Source organism: Streptomyces sp. MS06, assembly GCF_047200655.1.
Classification (GTDB): Bacteria; Actinomycetota; Actinomycetes; order Streptomycetales; family Streptomycetaceae; genus Streptomyces.
In genome coordinates this window covers 39,727-59,407 of the sequence record NZ_JBJZOJ010000050.1, presented here as the reverse complement: position 1 = coordinate 59,407, position 19,681 = coordinate 39,727, and the positions used below count along the sequence as shown (strand labels likewise).

Here is a 19,681-nt window from a genome sequence, read left to right as displayed (position 1 = left end):
GGGGGGGGGGGGGGGGACCCCCCCCCCCCCCCCCCCCCCCCCCACACCCCCCCCCCCCCCCCCCCCCCAACCACCCCCCCCCCCCCCCCCCCCTCCCCCCCCCCCTCCCCCCCCCCGCGGCGTGCGCACCCCGTGTGCGCACCGGGCCCGCATATGCCGACCGCACACTCTCCCCAGGGGCGCCGCAGGCGGGTTGACTCCTCATGCACATGCAGGGAACGTCAACGACCCGAGAGAGGAGCGGACTTGTGACCGCCGGTCCCGAGCATCCCGTCGTCCATGGAGAACTCGCGGAGTTACGCCGCCGGCTCGAGGTGGGCAACGCCCGCGTCGAGGGGGGCCTCGCCCTGCTCCGGCACCGCACCGAGGAGACCGCGAAGGAGGTCGACGAGTTGAGCACCCGGATCGTCTCGCTCGAACACGCGCGCTGGCCGCTGCCGTCGCTCGTCGCCGTCTCGGCCGTCGGCGCACTCGTCGTCGCCGTCTGGCAGGCCCTCGGACGCTGAGCACCGTACCGCCGTGCGCTCCGGGCGCCGTGGCGGTCAGCGCACGCCGTCCCGGCCGAGCCGGAGGTGGTGCAGGAGCAGCAGCGCGGCAGCCATGTTGGCGGCGGGAACCTCCCCGCGGGCGACCATGTCGGGTACGAGCTTGAGCGGCACCCACTCCCGGCGGTCGGACTCGAAGTCGTCCACGGGGTGCCCGAGGTACTCGGCCTCGTCGGCCCAGTAGAGGTGGTGCCGGGCGTCGGTGAGGCCGTTCGACGGCTCCACGCTCATCAGGTGGTGCAGCGGTCCCGGCCGCCAGCCGGTCTCCTCCTCCAGTTCCCGGGCGGCGGCGCGGGCGATGTCCTCGCCGTCCTCGACGACGCCCGCCGCGAGTTCCCATCCCCAGCTGTCGGTGATGAATCGGTGGCGCCACAGGAGCAGGACCTCGTCGGCCTCGTTCACCACCGTCGCCGCGGCGACCGGCCGCAGCCGTATGAGGAAGTGGTCGAGGTGCCGGCCGTCCGGCAGTTCGACATCCGCGAGGTTCACCCGGAACCAGCGGTTCGAGTACACAGTCTGTTCGTTCTGTTTCGTCCACTGCACGGTTCTGCCACCTTCCGTCAGGTAGATGGCAATATCGCAGCAGGCGTCATGCCCGAGCAGGCGCGCGAAGCGCCACCGGGGAGACAGGGGGAGCGTCAACGGGGCGCATGGAGCAGGGCGCGGCGCGGGCCGCAGGACGGGCGGACGGGCGGACGGGCGGACGGGCGGACGGGCGGACGGGCGGACGGTTACAGCGGTACGCGCAGGGCGCCGTCGATGAGTTCGGCCGCCTCGGCGGTACCGGCCGAGGCGCTGCGCACCAGATGCTCGCGGACCTCGCGGAGCCTGTCCCGCAGCCGCTGGGACTCCATTCCCCGAGCGGCTTCCGCCATCCGTACGGCCGTGGCCACCGCCTTCTCGGCGTTGCCCTGGCGCAGTTCGATCGTGCTCAGCATCGCCAGCCGGTGCACCCGCCCGCGGTCGTGGGCGGGGTTGTCCACCGCCGCCGCCGCGTGCTCCTGCGCGGCCCGCAGCTCGCCGAGGCTGAGCAGCGCCTCAGCCACCTGGACGTTGACCAGACCCGGCTGGACATAGCCGGTCTCGTCGGGCTCGTGGCCGCGCCGGATCCGTTCGGCGGCCGTCTCGGCACGCCGGATGCAGGACAGCGCGCTCGTCCCGTCGCCGAGGTGTGCGTAGGACTTGGCCTGCATCGCGTACAGGTCGGAGGCGAGCGCGGGCGTGATGTGCTTCCCCGCGGCCCGCAGCGCCGCCTCGGCGAAGGCGACGGCCTGCCGGTACTCCCGCATGAACAGGGACTGGTTGACCAGCAGCGCGATCACGTAGGCGCCGAGCCCCCGGTCACCGCTGGCCTTGGCGAGTCTGAGCGCCTGGTGGAAGTAGCGCTGGGCCAGCCCGTGCGCGTCGGAGTCGTAGGCGCAGATGCCCGCCACGGCCACCAGCCCGCCGGTGGCCCGGTGGAGCTGGCGGCCGGTGGCGTCGGTGTAGCCGCCGCGCAGCAGCGGGGCGGCCTCGGTGTTGAGGAAGCCGACGATGCGGGCGCGGGTCGCGACGCCGCCGGCCTTGCGGTACATCTGCTCGTAGTGGGTGCGGGCGGCGCGCAGCATCTCCAGGTCGGCCGGCGTCACCCGGTGCCGGCCGCCGCGGGAGACGTCCACGTCCTCGGGCGGGTTCTCCCACTCCCACACCGGCATCACCGCGGGCGTGCCGGTGAGCGCGGGCGCGCCGAGCAGGTGCGGACGCGCCTGCTCGTCGGAGCGCCACAGGGCGGTGGCCCGCTCGACGAAACCGGACAGCGAGCTGCCGTGCACGGCGGCCGGCTGCCCCGGGACTCCCAGGCCGATGGCGTCGAGGGTGACCGTACGGCACAGCCGGGCCGCGAGCACCTCGCAGATCAGATCGGGCACCTGGCCGCGCGGCCGTTGACCCTTCAACCACCGTGCGACGGCGGTGTGTTCGTACCGCAGCGCCAGACCGCGGGCCCGGCCCGCCTGGTTGACGTGCGCGGCGAGGCCGGCGTGCGAGATGCCGGCCTCGTCCAGGATCGCGTCCAGCAGAGTGTTGGGCTGCATCGGTGCCCCCGGTGGCTCGGTGCCGACAGACTAGAGCCTGGAGCCCGCGTCGCGCCGCCCTTCGGCAGGACGAACGGAATTTCGGCACCGGCGCCGCGGCCGGACACCGGACGCGGCACTCCGGCGTGCGGCGCCCCCTGCCCTGCCACGGGAGGGCACGGCAACCGCCTTCACACGGGGTGTGAACGGAGTGCGCGCATCCGCAGGGTGCGCGCACTGTCGCGGAGCGTCTCCGGCCGGTTGACTGAGGGACCTCGCAAGAGGCCGGCCGGGCCGCCGGCTCCCCCTCGAAAAATGCGGCGGCCCGCCTCCGCGCCGTCCGCCCGGCTGTCTGCCCGACACTCCGCGGCAGGGCGGACGGCCGCCGGCGGCGGCACCGTCCGGGCCGGCGCCGGCTCCCGGCCACCGCGCCGGGCCCCACGCCTCGCATCCACCGCTCCCCCGTACCGCCGTACCGTGGCCGCCCGCGACCGGCCGGCCCTGTGCCCGCACCCGCCCGTGCCCGAACGGCCGTCATGCTCCCCTGCGTTCGAGGGGTGCCGTCGCGTGCGGACGGCCGGTGGCCTCCGGTGCCGGCTCCGGCGCCTCCGGCGACGGCCCGCGCCGCCGGTCGTTGCTCAGCACCAGCAGTGCCACGTCGTCCGCCGGGGCGCCGGAGGTGTGCCGCAGGAGGGCCTTGAGCACGGTGCGCAGCAGGGTCTGCGGCGAGAGCGGCGCGACACGCACGGCTCCGGCCAGTGTGGCGTGCAGGGGGAAGAAGCGGCCCCGGGCGTCCCGGGCGTCCTCCGCCCCGTCGGTGTGCAGTACGAGTGTCTCCCCCGGCAGCAGGGCCCGGCAGCGGACGGGAGCGGGCCGGTCAGGGAGCGGGAACGCGCCGAGTGGGGGCAGCGGGTCGGTGCGGGCGAGGCGCTCGACGCGGGTGCCGGTCAGCAGGAACGGCCAGGGGTGTCCGCAGTTCAGGGCGCGGACCTCGCCGTCGCCGTCGATCTCCAGCAGCAGGAGGGTGACGAACTCCTCGGCGACGGGCGCGTCGAGGGGCCGGCCGGCCGCGGGGTGCTCGGTGCGGGCCCGCTCGTGCAGATGGCGGGCGAGGGTGCGGTCCAGGCGGTGCAGCACCCCGGCGAGGTCGGCCTCGTCGTGCACGGCCTCCCGGAAACTGCCGAGCAGTGCGGCCACCGTGCCCAGGGCGGCGATGCCGTGGCCGCGTACGTCGCCCATGACGGCGCGTACCCCGTGCTCGGTGGCGACGATGTCGTAGAGGTCGCCGCCGACCGCGGCACCGCGGTCGGCGGACAGCACGGCCGCGGCGGTGCGCAGTCCGTCGACGCGCGCGGGAGGCGGTCGCAGCACCACCTCCTGTGCGGTGTCGGCGACCCGGCGGGCCTGCCTGAGCTCGTACAGCAGGGTGCTCCGCACGTGCAGTACCAGACCGGTGCCCACCGCGAAGAAGACCGCGCTGGTGGCGATCCGCTCCGCCAGCCCGCCGTGCCGGGACAGCGGGCACAGCACCCGGTAGGCGATCGCCACGGCACCCCACAGGGTGGGCAGCCCCAGCGCCACGATGCGGCGACTCGGAGGCCTGGTGCGGAACATGTCGATGGCCCCCCAAGTAGGACCGGGCGCGCGGACGGAACGGCCCCGAAAGGTCGGTCCGAATTCTTTCGACTTCCCCTCCCGGAAGAACAGGCCGCCCGCAAACCTCACCCGAACGGAGGTGACCGGGCTGTGCACGTTCCGCCCCACCGAGCCCACCGAGCCCACCGAGCCCACCGAGCCCACCGAGCCCACCGAGCCCACCGAGCCCACCGAGCCCACCGAGCCCACCGGGCCCACCGAGCCCACCGGGCCGACCGGGCAGGGACGGCAGCGCTCCGGCAGCCGGTCCGGGGGACGCCGGATGCCGGATGCCGTCGGCCCTCCCGCGGTGTCGCGGGAGGGCCGACGGCGTCTCGGTGCGTCTCCGGCAGCACGCTCAGGCGCGGAGCACCGCCCCGGTGCGCTCGCCGGCGAGGGACACCGCGGAGTCCCTCGCCGCCGACGCCTCGTCGACGGTCAGGGTCCGGTCGGCGGCCCGGAAGCGCAGCGCGTAGGCCAGCGACTTGCGGCCCTCGCCGAGCTGGTCGTCGTTCTCGTAGACGTCGAACAGCCGGATGGACTCCAGCAGCGCGCCGGCGCCCTCCCGCAGCGCGGCCTCGACCTCGGCGGCCGGGACCGGCCGGTCCACGACCAGGGCGACGTCCTGGGTGGCGACCGGGAAGGTGGAGATGCGCGGGGCCTGCGGGGTGTCCTCGCCGACCTCCTCCAGCGCGTCCAGGTCGAGCTCCATCGCGCAGGTGCGGGCCGGCAGGCCGAGGGCCTTCAGGACGCGGGGGTGGAGTTCGCCCGCGTGGCCCACGATCCGCTCGGTGCCGTCGACGGACACCGCCAGCTCGGCGCAGCGGCCCGGGTGCCAGGGTCCGTACTGGCCCTTGCGGACGACCAGTTCGGCACCGGCCTCGCGGGCGACGGTGCGGGCCGCCTCGACGGCGTCGGCCCAGTCGGCGGGACGGCCGGCACCCCACCAGCCGGCCTGCTCGCGGGCTCCGGCGAGGACGGCGGCGACATGGCGCGGCTGCTCGGGCAGCGCGGCGTCCAGCTCGGCGATCTCCTCGTCGGTGGGGCGGCGGTCCACCGGCAGGGCGGCCGCGGTCCGCTGCTCCGGGAGCGGGTGGAAGACCAGCCCGGTCTCGAACAGCGCCAGGTCGTGCGAGCCGCGCCCGTCGTTGCGGCGCAGGGCGCCGAGCAGACCCGGCAGCAGCGAGGTGCGCAGGGCCGGCTCCTCGTCGCTGAGCGGGTTGGTCAGCTTCACGACCCTGCGGGCCGGATCGTCGGCATCCAGTCCGAGCTGGTCGAAGACCTGCTCGCTGAGGAACGGGTAGCTCGGGGCCTCGACGTAGCCGGCGCCGGCCAGGGCGCGGCCCACCCTGCGGTGCAGGCGCTGCCGGTGGGTCAGGCCCCGGCCGGACGGCGGCTTGGGCAGCGTGGAGGGCAGCTCCTCGTAGCCCTCCAGGCGGATGACCTCCTCGGCCAGGTCGTTCGGCTCGGCGAGGTCGGGACGCCAGGACGGCGCGGTGACGACGAGTTCGTCCTGCCCGTACACGTCGCAGCCGATCTGCTGCAGCCGCCGTACGACGGTCTCGCGGCCGTAGGCGACGCCCGCGACCTTGTCCGGGTGGTCGGCCGGAACGGTGAGGGTGCGGGGCACCTCGGGGGCGGCGACCTCGGTGACGCCGGCCTCGGCGGTGCCGCCGGCCAGCAGTACCAGCAGGTCGACGGTGCGCTGCGCGGCGGCCGCGGCCGCCTGCGGGTCGACGCCGCGTTCGAACCGGCGGGACGCCTCGGAGGACAGCTTGTGGCGGCGGGCGGTGCGGGCGACGGAGACGGCGTCGAAGTGCGCGGCCTCGATCACCACCTCGGTCGTCGGGTTCGCCGCCCCCTCGGCGGCCTCCCCGGTCGGCTGCGCCCCGGACCCGGGGTGGTCGGCGATCTCGGTGTCGGCTCCGCCCATGACGCCGGCCAGGCCGATCGGGCCCCGGTCGTCGACGATGACCAGGTCCTCCGGGGCGAGGCTGCGCTGGACGCCGTCGAGCGTGGTGAGCTTCTCGCCCGGCTCGGCCCGGCGGACGCCGACGGTGCCCCGGACCAGCTTGCGGTCGTAGGCGTGCAGCGGCTGGCCGAGCTCCATCATCACGTAGTTGGTGATGTCGACGGCGAGCGAGATCGGGCGCACGCCGACCTTCTGCAGGCGGCGCCGGAGCCAGATCGGGGAGCGGGCCTCGGGGCTGAGGCCGCTGACGGTGCGCGCGGTGAAGCGGTCGCAGCCGGCCGGGTCGGCGACCTCGACGGGGTAGCCGTACTCGTTCGGGGCCGGGACGTCGAGCAGTGCCGGGTCGCGCAGCGGCAGGCCGTAGGCGATGGCGGCCTCGCGGGCGACACCGCGGATGGACAGGCAGTCGCCGCGGTTGGCGGTGACCGCGATGTCCAGCACCTCGTCGACCAGTTCCAGCAGCTCGACGGCGTCCCTGCCGACCTCGGTCTCCGGCGGCAGCACGATGATGCCGTGGCTGCCGTCGTCGCCCATGTCCAGCTCGTCGCTGGAGCAGATCATGCCGCGGGACATCCGGCCGTAGGTCTGGCGCTCGGCGATGCGGAAGTCGCCGGGCAGCACCGCGCCGGGCAGCGCGACGACGACCTTGTCGCCCTGCGTGAAGTTGCGGGCGCCGCAGACGATCTCCTGCGGCTCGCCGGTGCCGTTGGCCTCGCCGACGTCGACCGTGCAGAAGCGGATGGGCTTCTTGAAGCCCTCGAGCTCCTCGACGGTCAGCACCCGGCCGACGACCAGGGGTCCCTCGAGGTCGGCGCCCAGGTGCTCGACGGTCTCGACCTCCAGACCGGTCGAAATCAGTCTGGCCTGCACGTCGCGGCCGGTCTCCGTCGCCGGCAGGTCGACGTACTCCCGCAGCCAGGAAAGCGGGACCCGCATCAGATCTCCATCCCGAAGGGTCGGGTGAACCGGACGTCACCCTCGACCATGTCTCGCATGTCTTCGACGTTGTGGCGGAACATCAGCATCCGCTCGATGCCGAACCCGAAGGCGAAGCCGCTGTACCTCTCCGGGTCGACGCCGCAGGCGGTGAGCACCCGCGGGTTGACCATGCCGCAGCCGCCGAGCTCGATCCAGCCTTCGGACGAGCAGGTGCGGCAGGGCCGGTCGGGGTTGCCGACGGACTCGCCGCGGCAGACGTAGCAGACCATGTCCATCTCGGCGCTCGGCTCGGTGAACGGGAAGAAGTTCGGCCGCAGCCGGGTCTTCATGCCCTCGCCGAAGAGGGACTGGACCATGTGGTCCAGGGTGCCCTTGAGGTCGGCCATGGTCAGGCCCTCGTCGACGGCGAGCAGCTCGACCTGGCGGAACACCGGGGTGTGCGTGGCGTCCAGCTCGTCGGTGCGGTACACCCGGCCGGGGCAGATCACGTAGACCGGCAGCTCGCGGCCGAGCAGCGAGCGGATCTGCACGGGGGAGGTGTGGGTGCGCAGCACGACGCCGGACTCGGTGCCGCCCTTCGGGCCCTGCACGAAGAAGGTGTCGTGCTCGCCGCGCGCGGGGTGGTCGGGACCGATGTTGAGGGCGTCGAAGTTGAACCACTCGGCCTCCACCTCGGGGCCCTCGGCGACCTCGTAGCCCATGGCCACGAAGACGTCCTCGATGCGCTCCGAGAGCGTGGTCAGCGGGTGGCGGGCGCCTGCCGGTACGCGGTCGTACGGCAGGGTGAGGTCGACGTCCTCCTCGATCAGCACCCGCGCGTCCCGCTCGGCCTCCAGTGCGGTCTGGCGGGCGGCGAACGCCTTGTTCACCGCGCCGCGGGCCTGGCCGACGCGCTTGCCGGCGTCCGCCTTGGCGTGCGGGGGCAGCGCGCCGATCTCCCGGTTGGCGAGGGCCAGCGGGGAGGCGCCGCCGGTGTGGGCGACCTTGGCCTCCTGGAGTGCGTCGAGGGAGTCCGCGGCGGCGAAGGCGGCGAGCGCCTCGTCCCGCATGCGCTCGATCTCTTCCGGTTTCAAGGCCTCGACCTCGACAGGGTCGTACGACTTATTGGGTGCCGACATCTCTTCCCGTGCTTCCGATTGGCTGGCGGATGGTCCCCGTCATCGACTCGTGCTCACCGACTCGTGCCGTCGCCGACTGGTTCTCACCGGCGCGTGGACGGATCGTGTGTCGTCCGCGGGACACAAAGGTGCCAAGGGCCGAGTCTAACGGGGTGGGGGTGGGCGAAGGCGCCCGCGGGCCACTAGGCGAGATACGCCGGTGCGCCCACGGGCAGGGTAAATCGGAACTCGGCGCCGCCGCCGGGGGCGCGGCCGACCGTGATGGTGCCGCCGTGCGCCTCGACGATTCCCTTGACGATGTACAGGCCGAGACCGGTGCCGCCGCGCTTGCTGCCCCGCCAGAAGCGGGTGAAGACGCGGTTCATGGACTCCTCCGAAATGCCGGTGCCCTCGTCGCTCACGATGACCGACGTGCCGGTGTCCTCTCCCTCACGGGGGGACGCGGCGGACGTGATGTCGATGGTGACGGTTCCCTCGCCGTGGCGCACCGCGTTTTCGATGAGGTTGCTGAGCACCTGGTCGATCTTGTCGGGGTCGGCCCACAGGGCGGGCAGCGGCTGCTCGATGCGCAGCAGGAACCGGTCGGCGGGCTGGCCGGAGGCGACGTAGGCCTGGATGTGCCGTCCCACGGCGGCGCCGATGTCGACCGGCTGGCGCCGCACCTCCAGCCGCCCCGAGTCGATCCGCGATATGTCGAGCAGTTCGGCGATGAGCCGGGTGACCCGGTCGGCGTCGGCGTCGACGGTCTCCAGCATCAGCCGCTTCTGGTCGTCGGTGAAGCGTTCCCACTTGGCGAGCAGGGTGGCGGTGAAGCCCTTCACGGAGGTCAGCGGCGAGCGCAGCTCGTGGGCGACGGTGGCGATCAGTTCGGCGTGGCTGCGTTCGGTGCGGCGCCGGGCCTCGGTGTCGCGCAGTCCGACCACCAGGCGGCGGAGCGGACCGGCGGGCTCGGTGCGGACGTAGCGGGCGGTGACGAGCACTTCACGGCCGCCCGGCAGCAGCAGGTTCCGCTCGGGTTGGCGCACCCGGGTGGCGAGACCGCCGTAGGGGTCGGTCAGCTGCCACCAGCGCCTGCCCTCCAGGTCCTCCAGGGGCAGGGCCTGGTCCAGGTGCCGGCCGAGGGCCGCGGCGGCGGGGAGGTCGGTGATCCGCTGGGCGGCGGCGTTGAAGCAGACGACGTAGCCGTGCTCGTCGGCGACGACGAGGCCGTCGGGAAGGTCGTCGGGGTCCAGGCCGAGCTCGCAGGGGCCGGGCGGCGGGTCCGGGGACCGCCGGGGCTGCCGGCCCGCCCCCCGTGTTCCGGCTGCGCTGCTCGTGCCGACCGTCATCCCCTTGTCCCACCCCTTCCGCGGAGGCCCCGAGCGGGTCACCCTACTAGTTTCCGGTGACGGAGCGGCACCCTGCGGGGGCGCGCTGTGCACGCGCGGAGGCATAGAGGCATACGGCTGCGGCCGTCGCGAGGTTCAGACTCTCGGCCTTCCCGTGGATCGGCACCCGCACCACCGCGTCGGCCAGTGCGCGGGTCTCCTCCGGCAGCCCCCACGCCTCGTTGCCGAACACCCAGGCGGTGGGACCGCCCATGGCGCCCCGGTCGAGTTCCTCGTCGAGGTCCCGGTCGCCGGCGCCGTCCGCGGCGAGGATGCGCGCTCCGGCCTGCCGGAGCCCCGCCACGGCGCGGTCGGCGGGCACCCCGACCGCGACCGGCAGGTGGAACAGCGAGCCGACGGAGGCCCGCACGGCCTTGGGGTTGTACAGGTCGACGGAGGCGTCGGTGAGGACGACGGCCTCGGCGCCGGCGGCGTCGGCGCAGCGCAGCACGGTTCCGGCGTTGCCCGGGTCGCGGACGTGGGCGAGGACGGCGACGAGGCGGGGCCGGCGTCCGAGCACCTCCTCGAAGGGGGTGTCGAGGAACCGGCAGACCCCGACCAGGCCCTGGGGGGTGACGGTGGTGGAGATGTCGGCGACGACCTGCTCGGAGGCGAGCTGGACACGGGCGCCGGCGTCGCGGGCCGCGCCGACGATGTCGGCGTGGCGTTCCGCGGCCTCCACGGTGGCGAACAGTTCGACGAGCGTGGCGCGCCCGTCACTGCCGTGCCCCGCCGCCTCCCGTACGGCCTGCGGCCCTTCGGCGAGGAACAGTCGCTCCTTGCTCCGGAAGTTCCGCTTGGCCAGCCTGCGCGCCGCGGTGACGCGGGGGGAGCGGGGGGAGACGAGTTCGGGGGTGGCGGGGGCCATGCGCTTCACTTTCGGTAACGGAACTCTCCGCCGGCGTCGGGACTCTCCGCCGCGGCCCGGCGCGACGCGGCGGCGGTCGGCCCGGACGGCGGGCCCGGTGCCGACGGGGCCTCCGGGCGGCGGGAGGCCGCCGGGTCCGGCCGCTCGACGAGAACGGACCCGTGGGCGGCTGCCCACGGGTCCGTCCCGTCACATCGGCTCAGCGCCGGTACGGCGTCACGCGGCCTTCGGCGCGTTCACGTCGCTCGGCAGCGCCTTCTGGGCGACCTCGACGAGCGCCGCGAAGGCGCCGGCGTCGTTGACGGCCAGCTCCGCGAGGATCTTGCGGTCGACCTCGACGTTGGCGGCCTTCAGACCCTGGATGAAGCGGTTGTAGGTGATGCCGTTGGCGCGGGCGGCGGCGTTGATGCGCTGGATCCACAGCTGACGGAAGTCGCCCTTGCGCTTCTTGCGGTCGTTGTAGTTGTAGACCAGCGAGTGGGTGACCTGCTCCTTGGCCTTGCGGTACAGGCGCGAACGCTGACCGCGGTAGCCGGAGGCCTGCTCGAGGATCGCCCGGCGCTTCTTGTGGGCGTTGACTGCCCGCTTGACGCGTGCCACTTGTTAACTCCTTGTAGCGGGGCCGCGGTGGAACTCACACGGCCCGGAAACGATTGGGTCCCGGTCGGGAGGGGCGCTCAGCGAGAGCGCCGCGGCCTCACTTGCCGAGAAGCTTCTTGATCTTCTTGGCGTCGCCCGGGGCCATCTCGGCGTTGCCGCTGAGGCGCCGCGTCACGCGGGACGACTTGTGCTCGAGCAGGTGGCGCTTGCCGGAGCGCTCGCGGAGCACCTTGCCGGAGCCGGTGATCTTGAAGCGCTTGCTGGCACCGCTGTGCGACTTGTTCTTCGGCATAGCGCCGTTCTCTCCTCGTCGGTGGCGCTCCGGTGCCCGGTCGCGAAAACCGGGCACGGGGGGAGCGTCGCTCTTGTATCGGTTGTTGCCTGGGACGGGCGTCCCGGGAACGACCCGGGGCGCGCCCCGGGGGATCACGCCTCGGCAGGCTCCTCGGCGGGCACCTCGGCCTCGGCAGGGTTCTGCGAGCGGCCGGGGTTGGCCTTCGCGGACGCCTTGCGGGCCTCCTGCGCCTGGCGGGCCTCGGCCATCGCCTCGGTCTTCTTCTTGTGCGGACCGAGAACCATGATCATGTTGCGGCCGTCCTGCTTCGGGTTCGACTCGACGAAACCGAGGTCCTGGACGTCCTCCGCGAGGCGCTGCAGCAGTCGGTAGCCCAGCTCGGGGCGGGACTGCTCGCGGCCGCGGAACATGATCGTGATCTTGACCTTGTCGCCCTGCTTGAGGAACCGGACGACGTGACCCTTCTTGGTGTCGTAGTCGTGCGGGTCGATCTTCGGCCGGAGTTTCATCTCCTTGATGACCGTGTGCGCCTGGTTCTTGCGCGCCTCACGGGCCTTCATGGCCGACTCGTACTTGAACTTCCCGTAGTCCATGAGCTTGCACACGGGCGGACGGGCGTTCGCCGCCACCTCGACGAGATCGAGGTCGTACTCCTGGGCAAGCTCCAGTGCCTTCGCGAGCGGCACGATGCCGACCTGCTCGCCACTGGGACCGACAAGTCGCACCTCGGGAACGCGAATCCGGTCGTTGATGCGGGGCTCGGCGCTGATGGATCCTCCTCGGTAGCACCACGCGACGGTCTGGCGGACAGCCGCGTACGTCTGTGTTCCTTAGACCTAACCGCGCCGAAGCAGAAAAAATGCCCCGGACGATCACAGGCGGGGCTCCTCGAACTACCGGAGCACCGCCGCGGGGACCGCGGGGCGCACTTTCGGGCGTCTCCCGTCTCGGGGGCGGGAACGCCTGACCGGTGACCCGCCGCCCTGAGGGTGGTCGGGTGGGAGTTCGAAAGCCTCCACTTGTGGGCCGGGCCCGGCTGCCGTGTGGCACACCTGTCCGACCGGTCGTTACACAAGGTTAGCAGGCCGTCGGGGCGTGCGCTAATCCGCCGCCACCGGACTCCTGCTCTCCGGCGGGAGGGCGCCTGGTCCTATCGTGTGGGGCATGAGTGAGACCCCGCCCTCCGAGAACCCCGGCAGCCCCGACTCCCCCGGCAGCCCCGACTTCGACGCCATGGCCCGCGACATCGCGGAGGTTCCGGCGGTCGAGGTGATCGTGACGGTCGCCGTCAACCTGATGAGCGCCGCCGCCGTGAAGCTCGGGCTCACCGAGGAGGGCGACAAGCACAAGGACCTGGACGAGGCGCGCAAGCTGGTGCACGCTCTCGCCGGTCTGCTGGACGCCTCGGCGACCGAGATCAGCTCCTTCCACGCGGCGCCGCTGCGGGACGGCCTCAAGTCCCTCCAGCTCGCCTTCCGCGAGGCGTCCCTCGTTCCCGACGAGCCGGGCCAGGGTCCCGGGGAGAAGTACACCGGCCCGCTCTACGGCTGACCTACCGCTCCCGCACGTACAGCGGCTCCCCCGGCGGCGTGGTCCCGGCCGGCAGCAGCGCCAGGTCGAGGCCGCGCACCAGGCGGGCCCGCAGCGTCTCGTCGGCCGCGAGCCGTTCGGCGACCGCCCGGACGGCTTCCGCCGCTGCGGCCCGGGCCGGTGCGGCGGCTTCGCCGGGTGCGGCGCCCGGGGCGAGGACGAGGGCGAGGGTGCCGTCGGCCGACTGCCCGGGACCGAGGTGGGCGCGCAGCACGCGCGGCTCGGCGGCCACCGCCCGGCGCACCGCGTCGAGGACCGCGGGATCGGCGAGCGGGTCGGTGGTGGTCCGGCCCTCGGCCAGCGCCCGCAGCGCCGGACCGCTCAGTTCGAACGGCACCGGCCCCGCCAGGTCCAGGACGACGGTGTCGGCCTTCTCGTGCGCCGCCGCCTGGAGCGCCTGGTGCAGGGGCACGGCGACGGGGCGGGCCTGAGCGTCCCAGCGGGCCAGGGAGTCGGTGGAGGTGAAGGCGGGCAGCGCGGTGCGGTCGCCGGACCTCAGCGTCGGCACCGCCATGTCGGAGGTCTTCTCGCGGCGCAGCCCCCGCCCCGCGCCGGCCCGGACCGCGTCGGCGTCCCCGCCCTCGCCGTCCGCCGCTTCGCCGGCCTCCTCCACCTCACCGAGCACCGCCACGACCGGCACGAGCAGCCGGGCGCCCCGGAGCGCCTCCAGCACGGGACCGACTCGACCGCGGTCCTCGGACCAGGCGGCGAGCGCGGCGCTCAGCCGCGGGTCGGCGGAGCCGTCGTCGTCGGAGAATCCGGAGTCGGGGATGTTCTTGTTCGCCACGGTTCCCGACCCTATCGGGGAGAACGCCGCCGGTCCGGCCCGGGGCCCGGGCGCCGCGGGTGGCCGCTTTCAGAGGAATCTCAGCTTTCCCTGACATACGTTTAACATCCGTCTCACGGGCGGCACAGCCGGTGCCCGGAGGATCGCGGGCATGGAGTCCCCCGGAGCCCGCCGGAACCGTGTCCGCCCGCCGCGCCCGTCCCGCGCACCCGACCCGCTGCGCCGCCGCCGCTTGCGCATGAGCACGGCGCTGGCCTGCGTCGCGGTCGTCGGTGTGACGGCGGTGGGCGCCGGGTACGCCAGGTCGCGGGCGCACCCGGACGCGGGTGGCGCGCCGTCGGCTGCGGCACCGTCGGCCGGAGCACCGACCGCGGCACCGGCCGACGACGGCGCGGTGCGGGCCGAGAGCGGCGGAACGCCGGCCGCGGAGGACGGGGAGGACGGGGAGGCCTCGGTGGAGCAGGAGCCCGGGGTGCCGTCGGCCGCCGATCTCACCGACGTGCTCGCGGACGCCCTGGACGCGGTGGATGCGGCCGACGGGGCGGAGGTCTCGGTGGCCGTACTGGACACCGCCACCGGCGACAGCGCCGTCTACGGCCGGGGCGCCTTCGACACCGCGAGCATCGTCAAGGTCGACATCCTGTCCGCGCTGCTGCTCCGGGCCCAGGACGCCGGACGGCGGCTGACCTCGGCCGAGCGGGCGTACGCCACCGCGATGATCGAGAACAGTGACAACGACTCGGCGTCGGCGCTGTGGCGGGCCATCGGGCAGGCGGACGGACTGGACACCGCCAACCGGCGGCTCGGGCTGACCGGCACCGAGGGCGGCGCCGGCATGCTGTGGGGGCTCACCCGGACCACTGCGGCGGACCAGCTCGTCCTGCTGCGGCAGGTGTTCGGCACGGAGTCGGCGCTGACCGAGGCCTCGCGGTCCTACGTCCGGGAGCTGATGGGGCGGATAGCCTCCGGGCAGCGCTGGGGCGTGTCGGCGGCTGCGGACGGTTCGGACTGGGCCCTGAAGAACGGCTGGCTGCCGCGGAGCACGACCGGGCTGTGGGACGTCAACAGCATCGGCCGGGTGGCCGCCGGCGGCCGTGACGTCCTGGTGGCGGTGCTGTCCCGGGGCAGTACGACCCAGGCGGAGGGGATCGCGCTGGTGGAGGCCGCGGCACGGGCGGCGGTGCGGTCCGCGGACCTCGCCTCGCGGGTCTGAGCGGCGGGCCCTCGCGCTGCACGTACGCCGGTGGGGCGAGGTGGTGATCGCCGCGGCCCGGGAGCCGTGGTGCCCGGCGGAACGGGCGGCGGGCGCGGCGACGGGGCGCATCCCGTCGGGTGGAACGCCCCGGCATCCCTAGAGCGGCGACCGGTCGCCCGGCACACCGGCGGTGCGCCGGCTCCGCCACAGCACCACCGCCGCGACCAGCAGGACTCCCCCGGCACCGCCCGCCAGCGGACCGGCCCAGGCACCCGTGCCGCCGCCGGGGCGGTCCGGGTCCGGGCCGGGGCCGAAGTACTCCTTGCCGTACGCCGCCGCGTGCAGTCCTCGCGGCTTCAGCGCGGCCGCGGCCTTGATGGCGGCCGCGGGGTCGACGAAGCCGAAGCCGCGGGAGTCGTCGCGTCCGCCGTCCGGGGCGTCGCGTGCGGTGTCCTCCAGCAGCTGCTTGATCTGCGCCGGGGTCAGACCGGGGTGGGCGGCCTTGACGAGGGCGACCGCGCCGGAGACGAAGGCGGACGCGGCGGAGGTGCCCCAACCCTCGTAGTAGCGGTGGTCGGGGTCGGCGATGACGACGTCCACGCCGGGCGCGCTGACCGTGGCGTACCAACGGCGGGTGGAGAAGGAGGCACGGGTGCCGTAGCGGTCGACGGCGGTCGCGGCGATGACGCCCGGGTAGGCGGCCGGGTAGGAGATGTGGTCGCCCTTCTCCCCGCCGTTGCCGGCCGAGGCGACGACGACGGCGCCCTTCCCGAGCGCGTACTGGACGGCCTCGTCCTCGGCGGGTTCGGGGTGCGCGGAGGAGGAGTCGTCGCCCAGGGAGAGGTTGATGACGTCGGCGCCGTGGTCGGCGGCCCAGCGGATGCCCTCGGCGAGGGCGGTGCCGCGGGTCTTGCGGGCCTTGGCGCGGGCCGGGTCGCCGTCCTCCAGGATGACCCGCACCGGCAGGATCCGGGCCTCGGGGGCGACGCCCATGATGCCGTCGGCGTGCCCGGGCCCGTGACCGTGCCCGGCGATGATCCCGGCCATCGCGGTGCCGTGGCGGGCCCAGGTCCGGTCGCCCCGTTCGGCGCCGAAGCCGACGAGGTCGGTTCCGGTGAGGACGTTCCCGGCGAGGTCGGGGTGGTCGGCCTCCACGCCGGTGTCCAGGACGGCGACGGTGACGCCCTCGCCCTTCGTGGTGCGCCAGGCCTGCGGGACGTGCAGGGCGTCCAGGGCCCACTGCTTGGCCCGTATGCCGTCGGCCTGCGCGGGGGCGGCGGGCAGGAGGGCGGTGCTCGCCGCGAGCAGGCAGCCGACCAGGGCGGCGCGGCGGCTGGTACGGCCCCTGGTCCGGTGGCTCATGAGTGCTTCTCCGTAGGCGCTGTCGCCGCCGCGGTCCGGTCGGCGGACGGGGCCGCCGCGGCGATGCGCAGCCCGCGGGCGATGCGGTCGGCCAGGCCCTGGGCCTCGTTGCCGAGTCCGGCCTGGGCCGGTGCCGTGGTCGCGCCGGACGCGGTGGCCTGCTCGGCCGGCTGCGGGGCGTCGACGGCGCGGCCGTCCGCCCAGCCGGAGACGGCGTAGACGACGACCGGGGCGTCGGTGAGCACGGACACGGTCCACGAGGCCCGCTGCGCGGCGCCGAAACCGGCGGCGGGGGTGCCCGCGGCGGCGTACGGGCGGGGCATCAGGTCGGCGCGGCTGCTCAGGTGCTCCTTCGCGAACCGGGCGCCGAGCGTCCGCATGGCGTTCTCGTCGGCCTCGGCGAACAGCAGGCCCACGGTGGTGACGTAGCTGCGGGTGGCGTCGGTGTAGGTGGCCCGCAGCAGGCGCTCGCAGCCGATCGGGGCGAGCACCTTGCTCAGCAGGGGGTCGAAGGCGTTGCCGCAGTTGCCGTCGGGGGCCACCGCGATCCGCGTCCAGGTGCGGTCGGCGCCGCCGGGGCCGGCGCCCTGTCCGCGCACGGTGGGCGGGAACAGCCGGTCGACGGGCGCGGTGTGCCACAGCTCGGCGGCGGTGGCGAAGGTGTCGTGGGCCCCGCTGTCGCCGGAGTCCCCGGTCAGCCAGCTGCCGGCGGCGGCTCCGCCGATGAGACCGAGCCCGAGCACCAGGCAGACGACGGCGGCGAGACCCCGACCGCGGCGGGACCCCCGGCGCGGCTCCTCGAACGCCTCCGGTTCCCCCAACGACACCAGGGGCCGCGACCCCGCGGACGGCGCCGGGGCGTTCCAGGACAGCGCCGGGTCGGGCGGAACGGCCGGCCCGGCACCGGGCGCGGTCCCGGCGGGCGGCGCGGAGGCGGGCCCGGTCCCGGCGGGCGGCGCGGAGGCGGGCCCGGTCCCGGCGGGCGGCGCGGGGGCGGGCCCGGTACCGGACGGCGGCGCGGGGGGAGGGGGCGGGGGCCGTCGATCGCCGGCCGGGGCACCGCCGGCCTCGTCCCGCCGCCCGCGGCCGGCGGCCGCGGTGGCCTCCGGGTCGGCGGGAGCCGCCGGTACGGGGCGGAGCCGGGCGGTGGTCTCCGTCGCCGGCGCGCCGGGGCCGGCGGCCGAGGCGGCCCGGGCCCCCGCCCGGGGCAGCCGGAGGCGGGCGGTGGTCTCGGGGTCCGTCCCGGCCGGTGCGGCGGCGGGCCGCCGCGGCGGCACCGCGGGGCCGTGGCCGGGGCGGGGCGGCGCGGGGGCCGGGACCGGCGGGGCGGTGTCCGCGGGTCGCGTCTGCGGCCGGTCGACGTCGGCGGCGGCCCGCGGGGCGTCCTGCTCACGCGCCTCGTCAGCAGCGGGCCCGTCGGCGCCGGCCGGCCGGGCTTCGGGGGCCTGCACCGGGCTCGGCACGGCGCTCCCGTCGCGGCGCGGGGCCGGCGGGGCGTCCGGGAAACGCGCCGACGCGGGAGGCGGAGGCGGGGACGCGGCGGTACCGCGCGGCGGGGTGAAGGGGGCGGCGCGGCGGGCCCCGGGTGCGGGCTCGGGGCGCTCGCCGGGGGTCCCGGGAGGCGCGGCGGCCGGCGGCGGTACGGGCTGCGCGGGCGCCGCCGCCGGGTCCGTGCGGGGCCGCCGCGGCGGATCGGCGGTGGCGGGCGCCTGCGGTGCGGGGAGCGCGGGGGCCGCAGCGGGGTGCGCGCCCGGAGACCGGTCGGCGGCGGGCCGCGCACCGGGCGGGTGCACAGGGGGGTGCGGTTGCGGGGTGCGGTGCGGGGACGCGGGCGGTGCCTCCGGCGGGGGCGCGGGGACGCGGCGTGCTTCCGTGCTCATGCGCCCCCGTCTCCTCGTCTCCCGGCCGTCGTCCCGCCGCTCCGGGTCGCGCCCGGGCCGCGGCCGCGGTCCCGGCCGCGCGTACCCGCGCGGGCGAACCGGCATCCGGCACGGGTGTGCGGCCGCGACCCGCAGGCACCGTGCGCGTCACTCTACGGCTTGTCGGCGACGGGGAGGCAACCAGTGGGCGGCGCCGGGGGATCTGCCCGGAACGTCCCCTACCCAGCGGTAATCGGGCGTGGCAGGCTTCGCCCATGACTGCGCCCTCCGCCGACCGGGCCCGTTACGACCGGGCCACCGCCCATCTCGACGCCCCCGTCGCGATCGTGGACCTGGACGCCTTCGACGCCAACGCGGATGATCTGGTCCGCCGGGCCTCGGGCAAGCCGATCCGGGTGGCCAGCAAGTCGGTGCGGTGCCGGGCGCTGCTGGAGCGGGTGCTGGCGAAGGACGGTTTCCGGGGCGTCATGTCGTTCACGCTGGCCGAGTCGCTGTGGCTGGCCCGGTCGGGTTTCGAGGACGTGCTGCTGGCCTATCCCTCCGCCGACCGCGCCGGCTTCGCCGAGCTCGCCGCGGACGCCGAACTGGCGGCCGCGGTCACCGTCATGGTCGACGACGTCGCGCAGCTCGATCTGATCGACGCCGCCCGCGACGGCGGCGGCGAGGTCGTCCGGGTGTGCCTTGAGTTGGACACCGCGCTGAAACTGTTCGGCGGCCGGGTGCGGGTGGGAGCGCTCCGCTCCCCGCTGCACTCGCCCGACGACGTCGCCGGGCTGGCGCGGGCGGTGGCCCGGCGGCCGGGGTTCGAACTCGTCGGGATCATGGCGTACGAGGGCCATGTCGCGGGCGTCGGGGACGTCGTCACCGGGCGGCCGCTGCGTTCGCGTGCGGTACGGCTGATGCAGGCCGCCGCCCGGCGGGAGCTGGCCGAGCGGCGGGCCGCGGTGGTGCGCGCGGTGCGGGCCGTGGCACCGGGTCTGGAGTTCGTCAACGGCGGCGGCACGGGCAGCGTGCAGCACACCGCCGCCGAGGACGCGGTCACCGAGATCGCCGCCGGCTCGGGCCTGTACGTGCCGCGGCTGTTCGACAACTACACGTCGTTCCGGGGCCGGCCGGCCGCGCTGTTCGCCCAGCCGGTGGTGCGGCGGCCCGGGGTGGGCGTGGTCACCGTGCTGGGCGGCGGGTATCCGGCGTCCGGGGCCGCCGGGGCCGACCGGCTGCCGGTGCCGTACCTGCCCCGGGGGCTGCGCTACGACCGGCAGGAGGGGCCGGGCGAGGTGCAGACGCCGCTGCTCGGGTCGCCGGCGGACGACCTGCTGATCGGGGACAAGGTGTGGTTCCGGCACGCCAAGGCGGGTGAGCTGTGCGAGCGGTTCGACGAGTTGCACCTGGTGGTGGGCGACAGGGTGGCGTCGACCGTGCCGACGTACCGCGGTGAGGGCCGTACGTTCCTCTAGCGCCGGGCGTCGTGATCGGG

17 protein-coding genes are annotated in these 19,681 nt (G+C 75.2%); 4 read left to right on the top strand and 13 right to left on the bottom strand.

Going from position 1 to position 19,681, the window contains the following annotated elements:
• Nucleotides 1-248 precede the first annotated feature (248 nt).
• Entirely contained in the window at nt 249-506 is a 258-nt protein-coding gene (locus ACL02U_RS24285) for a hypothetical protein (protein ID WP_412793036.1), read from the top strand.
• Nucleotides 507-542: 36 nt separating this feature from the next.
• Here ACL02U_RS24285 and ACL02U_RS24280 read toward each other — a convergent pair whose 3' ends face one another.
• The 10 genes from ACL02U_RS24280 to infC form a co-directional block, all read right to left on the bottom strand.
• Nucleotides 543-1,088, bottom strand: a complete 546-nt coding sequence (locus ACL02U_RS24280; protein ID WP_412793035.1) for an NUDIX hydrolase — start codon at nt 1,086-1,088, stop codon at nt 543-545.
• A gap of 188 nt (nt 1,089-1,276) precedes the next feature.
• Entirely contained in the window at nt 1,277-2,617 is a 1,341-nt protein-coding gene (locus ACL02U_RS24275; RefSeq protein WP_412793034.1) for a transcriptional regulator, read from the bottom strand.
• Between the two features lie 513 nt (nt 2,618-3,130).
• Nucleotides 3,131-4,210 carry a PP2C family protein-serine/threonine phosphatase gene (locus ACL02U_RS24270; RefSeq protein WP_412793033.1) on the bottom strand — a complete coding sequence of 360 codons (1,080 nt, stop codon included), beginning with the start codon at nt 4,208-4,210 and terminating at the stop codon, nt 3,131-3,133.
• A gap of 379 nt (nt 4,211-4,589) precedes the next feature.
• Nucleotides 4,590-7,139: a phenylalanine--tRNA ligase subunit beta gene (locus tag ACL02U_RS24265; RefSeq protein WP_412793032.1), complete on the bottom strand. Its 2,550-nt coding sequence runs from the start codon at nt 7,137-7,139 to the stop codon at nt 4,590-4,592.
• Nucleotides 7,139-8,260, bottom strand: a complete 1,122-nt coding sequence (gene pheS / locus ACL02U_RS24260) for a phenylalanine--tRNA ligase subunit alpha (RefSeq protein ID WP_412793031.1) — start codon at nt 8,258-8,260, stop codon at nt 7,139-7,141. Before pheS ends, ACL02U_RS24265 begins: the two co-directional genes overlap by 1 nt.
• Nucleotides 8,261-8,442: 182 nt before the next feature.
• Complete coding sequence (locus ACL02U_RS24255) at nt 8,443-9,588, bottom strand: ATP-binding protein (RefSeq protein ID WP_412793030.1); 1,146 nt, start codon at nt 9,586-9,588, stop codon at nt 8,443-8,445.
• Between the two features lie 46 nt (nt 9,589-9,634).
• The gene (locus ACL02U_RS24250) at nt 9,635-10,495 is read right to left on the bottom strand and encodes a TrmH family RNA methyltransferase (protein WP_412793029.1); all 861 of its coding nucleotides are present in this window, start codon (nt 10,493-10,495) and stop codon (nt 9,635-9,637) included.
• A gap of 216 nt (nt 10,496-10,711) precedes the next feature.
• Nucleotides 10,712-11,095, bottom strand: a complete 384-nt coding sequence (rplT, locus tag ACL02U_RS24245) for a 50S ribosomal protein L20 (RefSeq protein ID WP_004002577.1) — start codon at nt 11,093-11,095, stop codon at nt 10,712-10,714.
• Nucleotides 11,096-11,192: 97 nt separating this feature from the next.
• Entirely contained in the window at nt 11,193-11,387 is a 195-nt protein-coding gene (gene rpmI / locus ACL02U_RS24240; RefSeq protein WP_412793028.1) for a 50S ribosomal protein L35, read from the bottom strand.
• A 134-nt stretch (nt 11,388-11,521) separates the two neighbouring features.
• Complete coding sequence (gene infC, locus ACL02U_RS24235) at nt 11,522-12,160, bottom strand: translation initiation factor IF-3 (protein WP_412793037.1); 639 nt, start codon at nt 12,158-12,160, stop codon at nt 11,522-11,524.
• 394 nt (nt 12,161-12,554) lie between these two features.
• On the opposite strand from infC, the gene ACL02U_RS24230 reads away from it, so the two are divergent.
• On the top strand, nt 12,555-12,941 hold the full coding sequence (locus tag ACL02U_RS24230) for a DUF1844 domain-containing protein (RefSeq protein WP_412793027.1): 387 nt from the start codon (nt 12,555-12,557) through the stop codon (nt 12,939-12,941).
• Nucleotide 12,942: 1 nt separating this feature from the next.
• Here the strand turns inward: ACL02U_RS24230 and ACL02U_RS24225 are convergent, their stop codons facing one another.
• Entirely contained in the window at nt 12,943-13,767 is an 825-nt protein-coding gene (locus ACL02U_RS24225; RefSeq protein WP_412793026.1) for an SseB family protein, read from the bottom strand.
• A 151-nt stretch (nt 13,768-13,918) separates the two neighbouring features.
• Between ACL02U_RS24225 and ACL02U_RS24220 the strand changes: the two genes are divergently transcribed.
• Entirely contained in the window at nt 13,919-14,980 is a 1,062-nt protein-coding gene (locus tag ACL02U_RS24220) for a serine hydrolase (RefSeq protein ID WP_412793025.1), read from the top strand.
• A gap of 138 nt (nt 14,981-15,118) precedes the next feature.
• Here ACL02U_RS24220 and mycP read toward each other — a convergent pair whose 3' ends face one another.
• Together mycP and ACL02U_RS24210 are read right to left on the bottom strand one after the other, a co-directional pair.
• A complete protein-coding gene (gene mycP / locus ACL02U_RS24215; protein ID WP_412793024.1) occupies nt 15,119-16,324 on the bottom strand; it encodes a type VII secretion-associated serine protease mycosin in 1,206 nt (401 codons plus the stop codon).
• Nucleotides 16,321-17,787 (bottom strand): hypothetical protein, encoded by a 1,467-nt coding sequence (locus ACL02U_RS24210; protein ID WP_412793023.1) that lies wholly within the window; start codon nt 17,785-17,787, stop codon nt 16,321-16,323. The genes mycP and ACL02U_RS24210 overlap by 4 nt, the downstream gene beginning before the upstream one ends.
• Nucleotides 17,788-18,458: 671 nt before the next feature.
• On the opposite strand from ACL02U_RS24210, the gene ACL02U_RS24205 reads away from it, so the two are divergent.
• Complete coding sequence (locus tag ACL02U_RS24205; protein WP_412793022.1) at nt 18,459-19,661, top strand: amino acid deaminase/aldolase; 1,203 nt, start codon at nt 18,459-18,461, stop codon at nt 19,659-19,661.
• Nucleotides 19,662-19,681 lie beyond the last annotated feature (20 nt).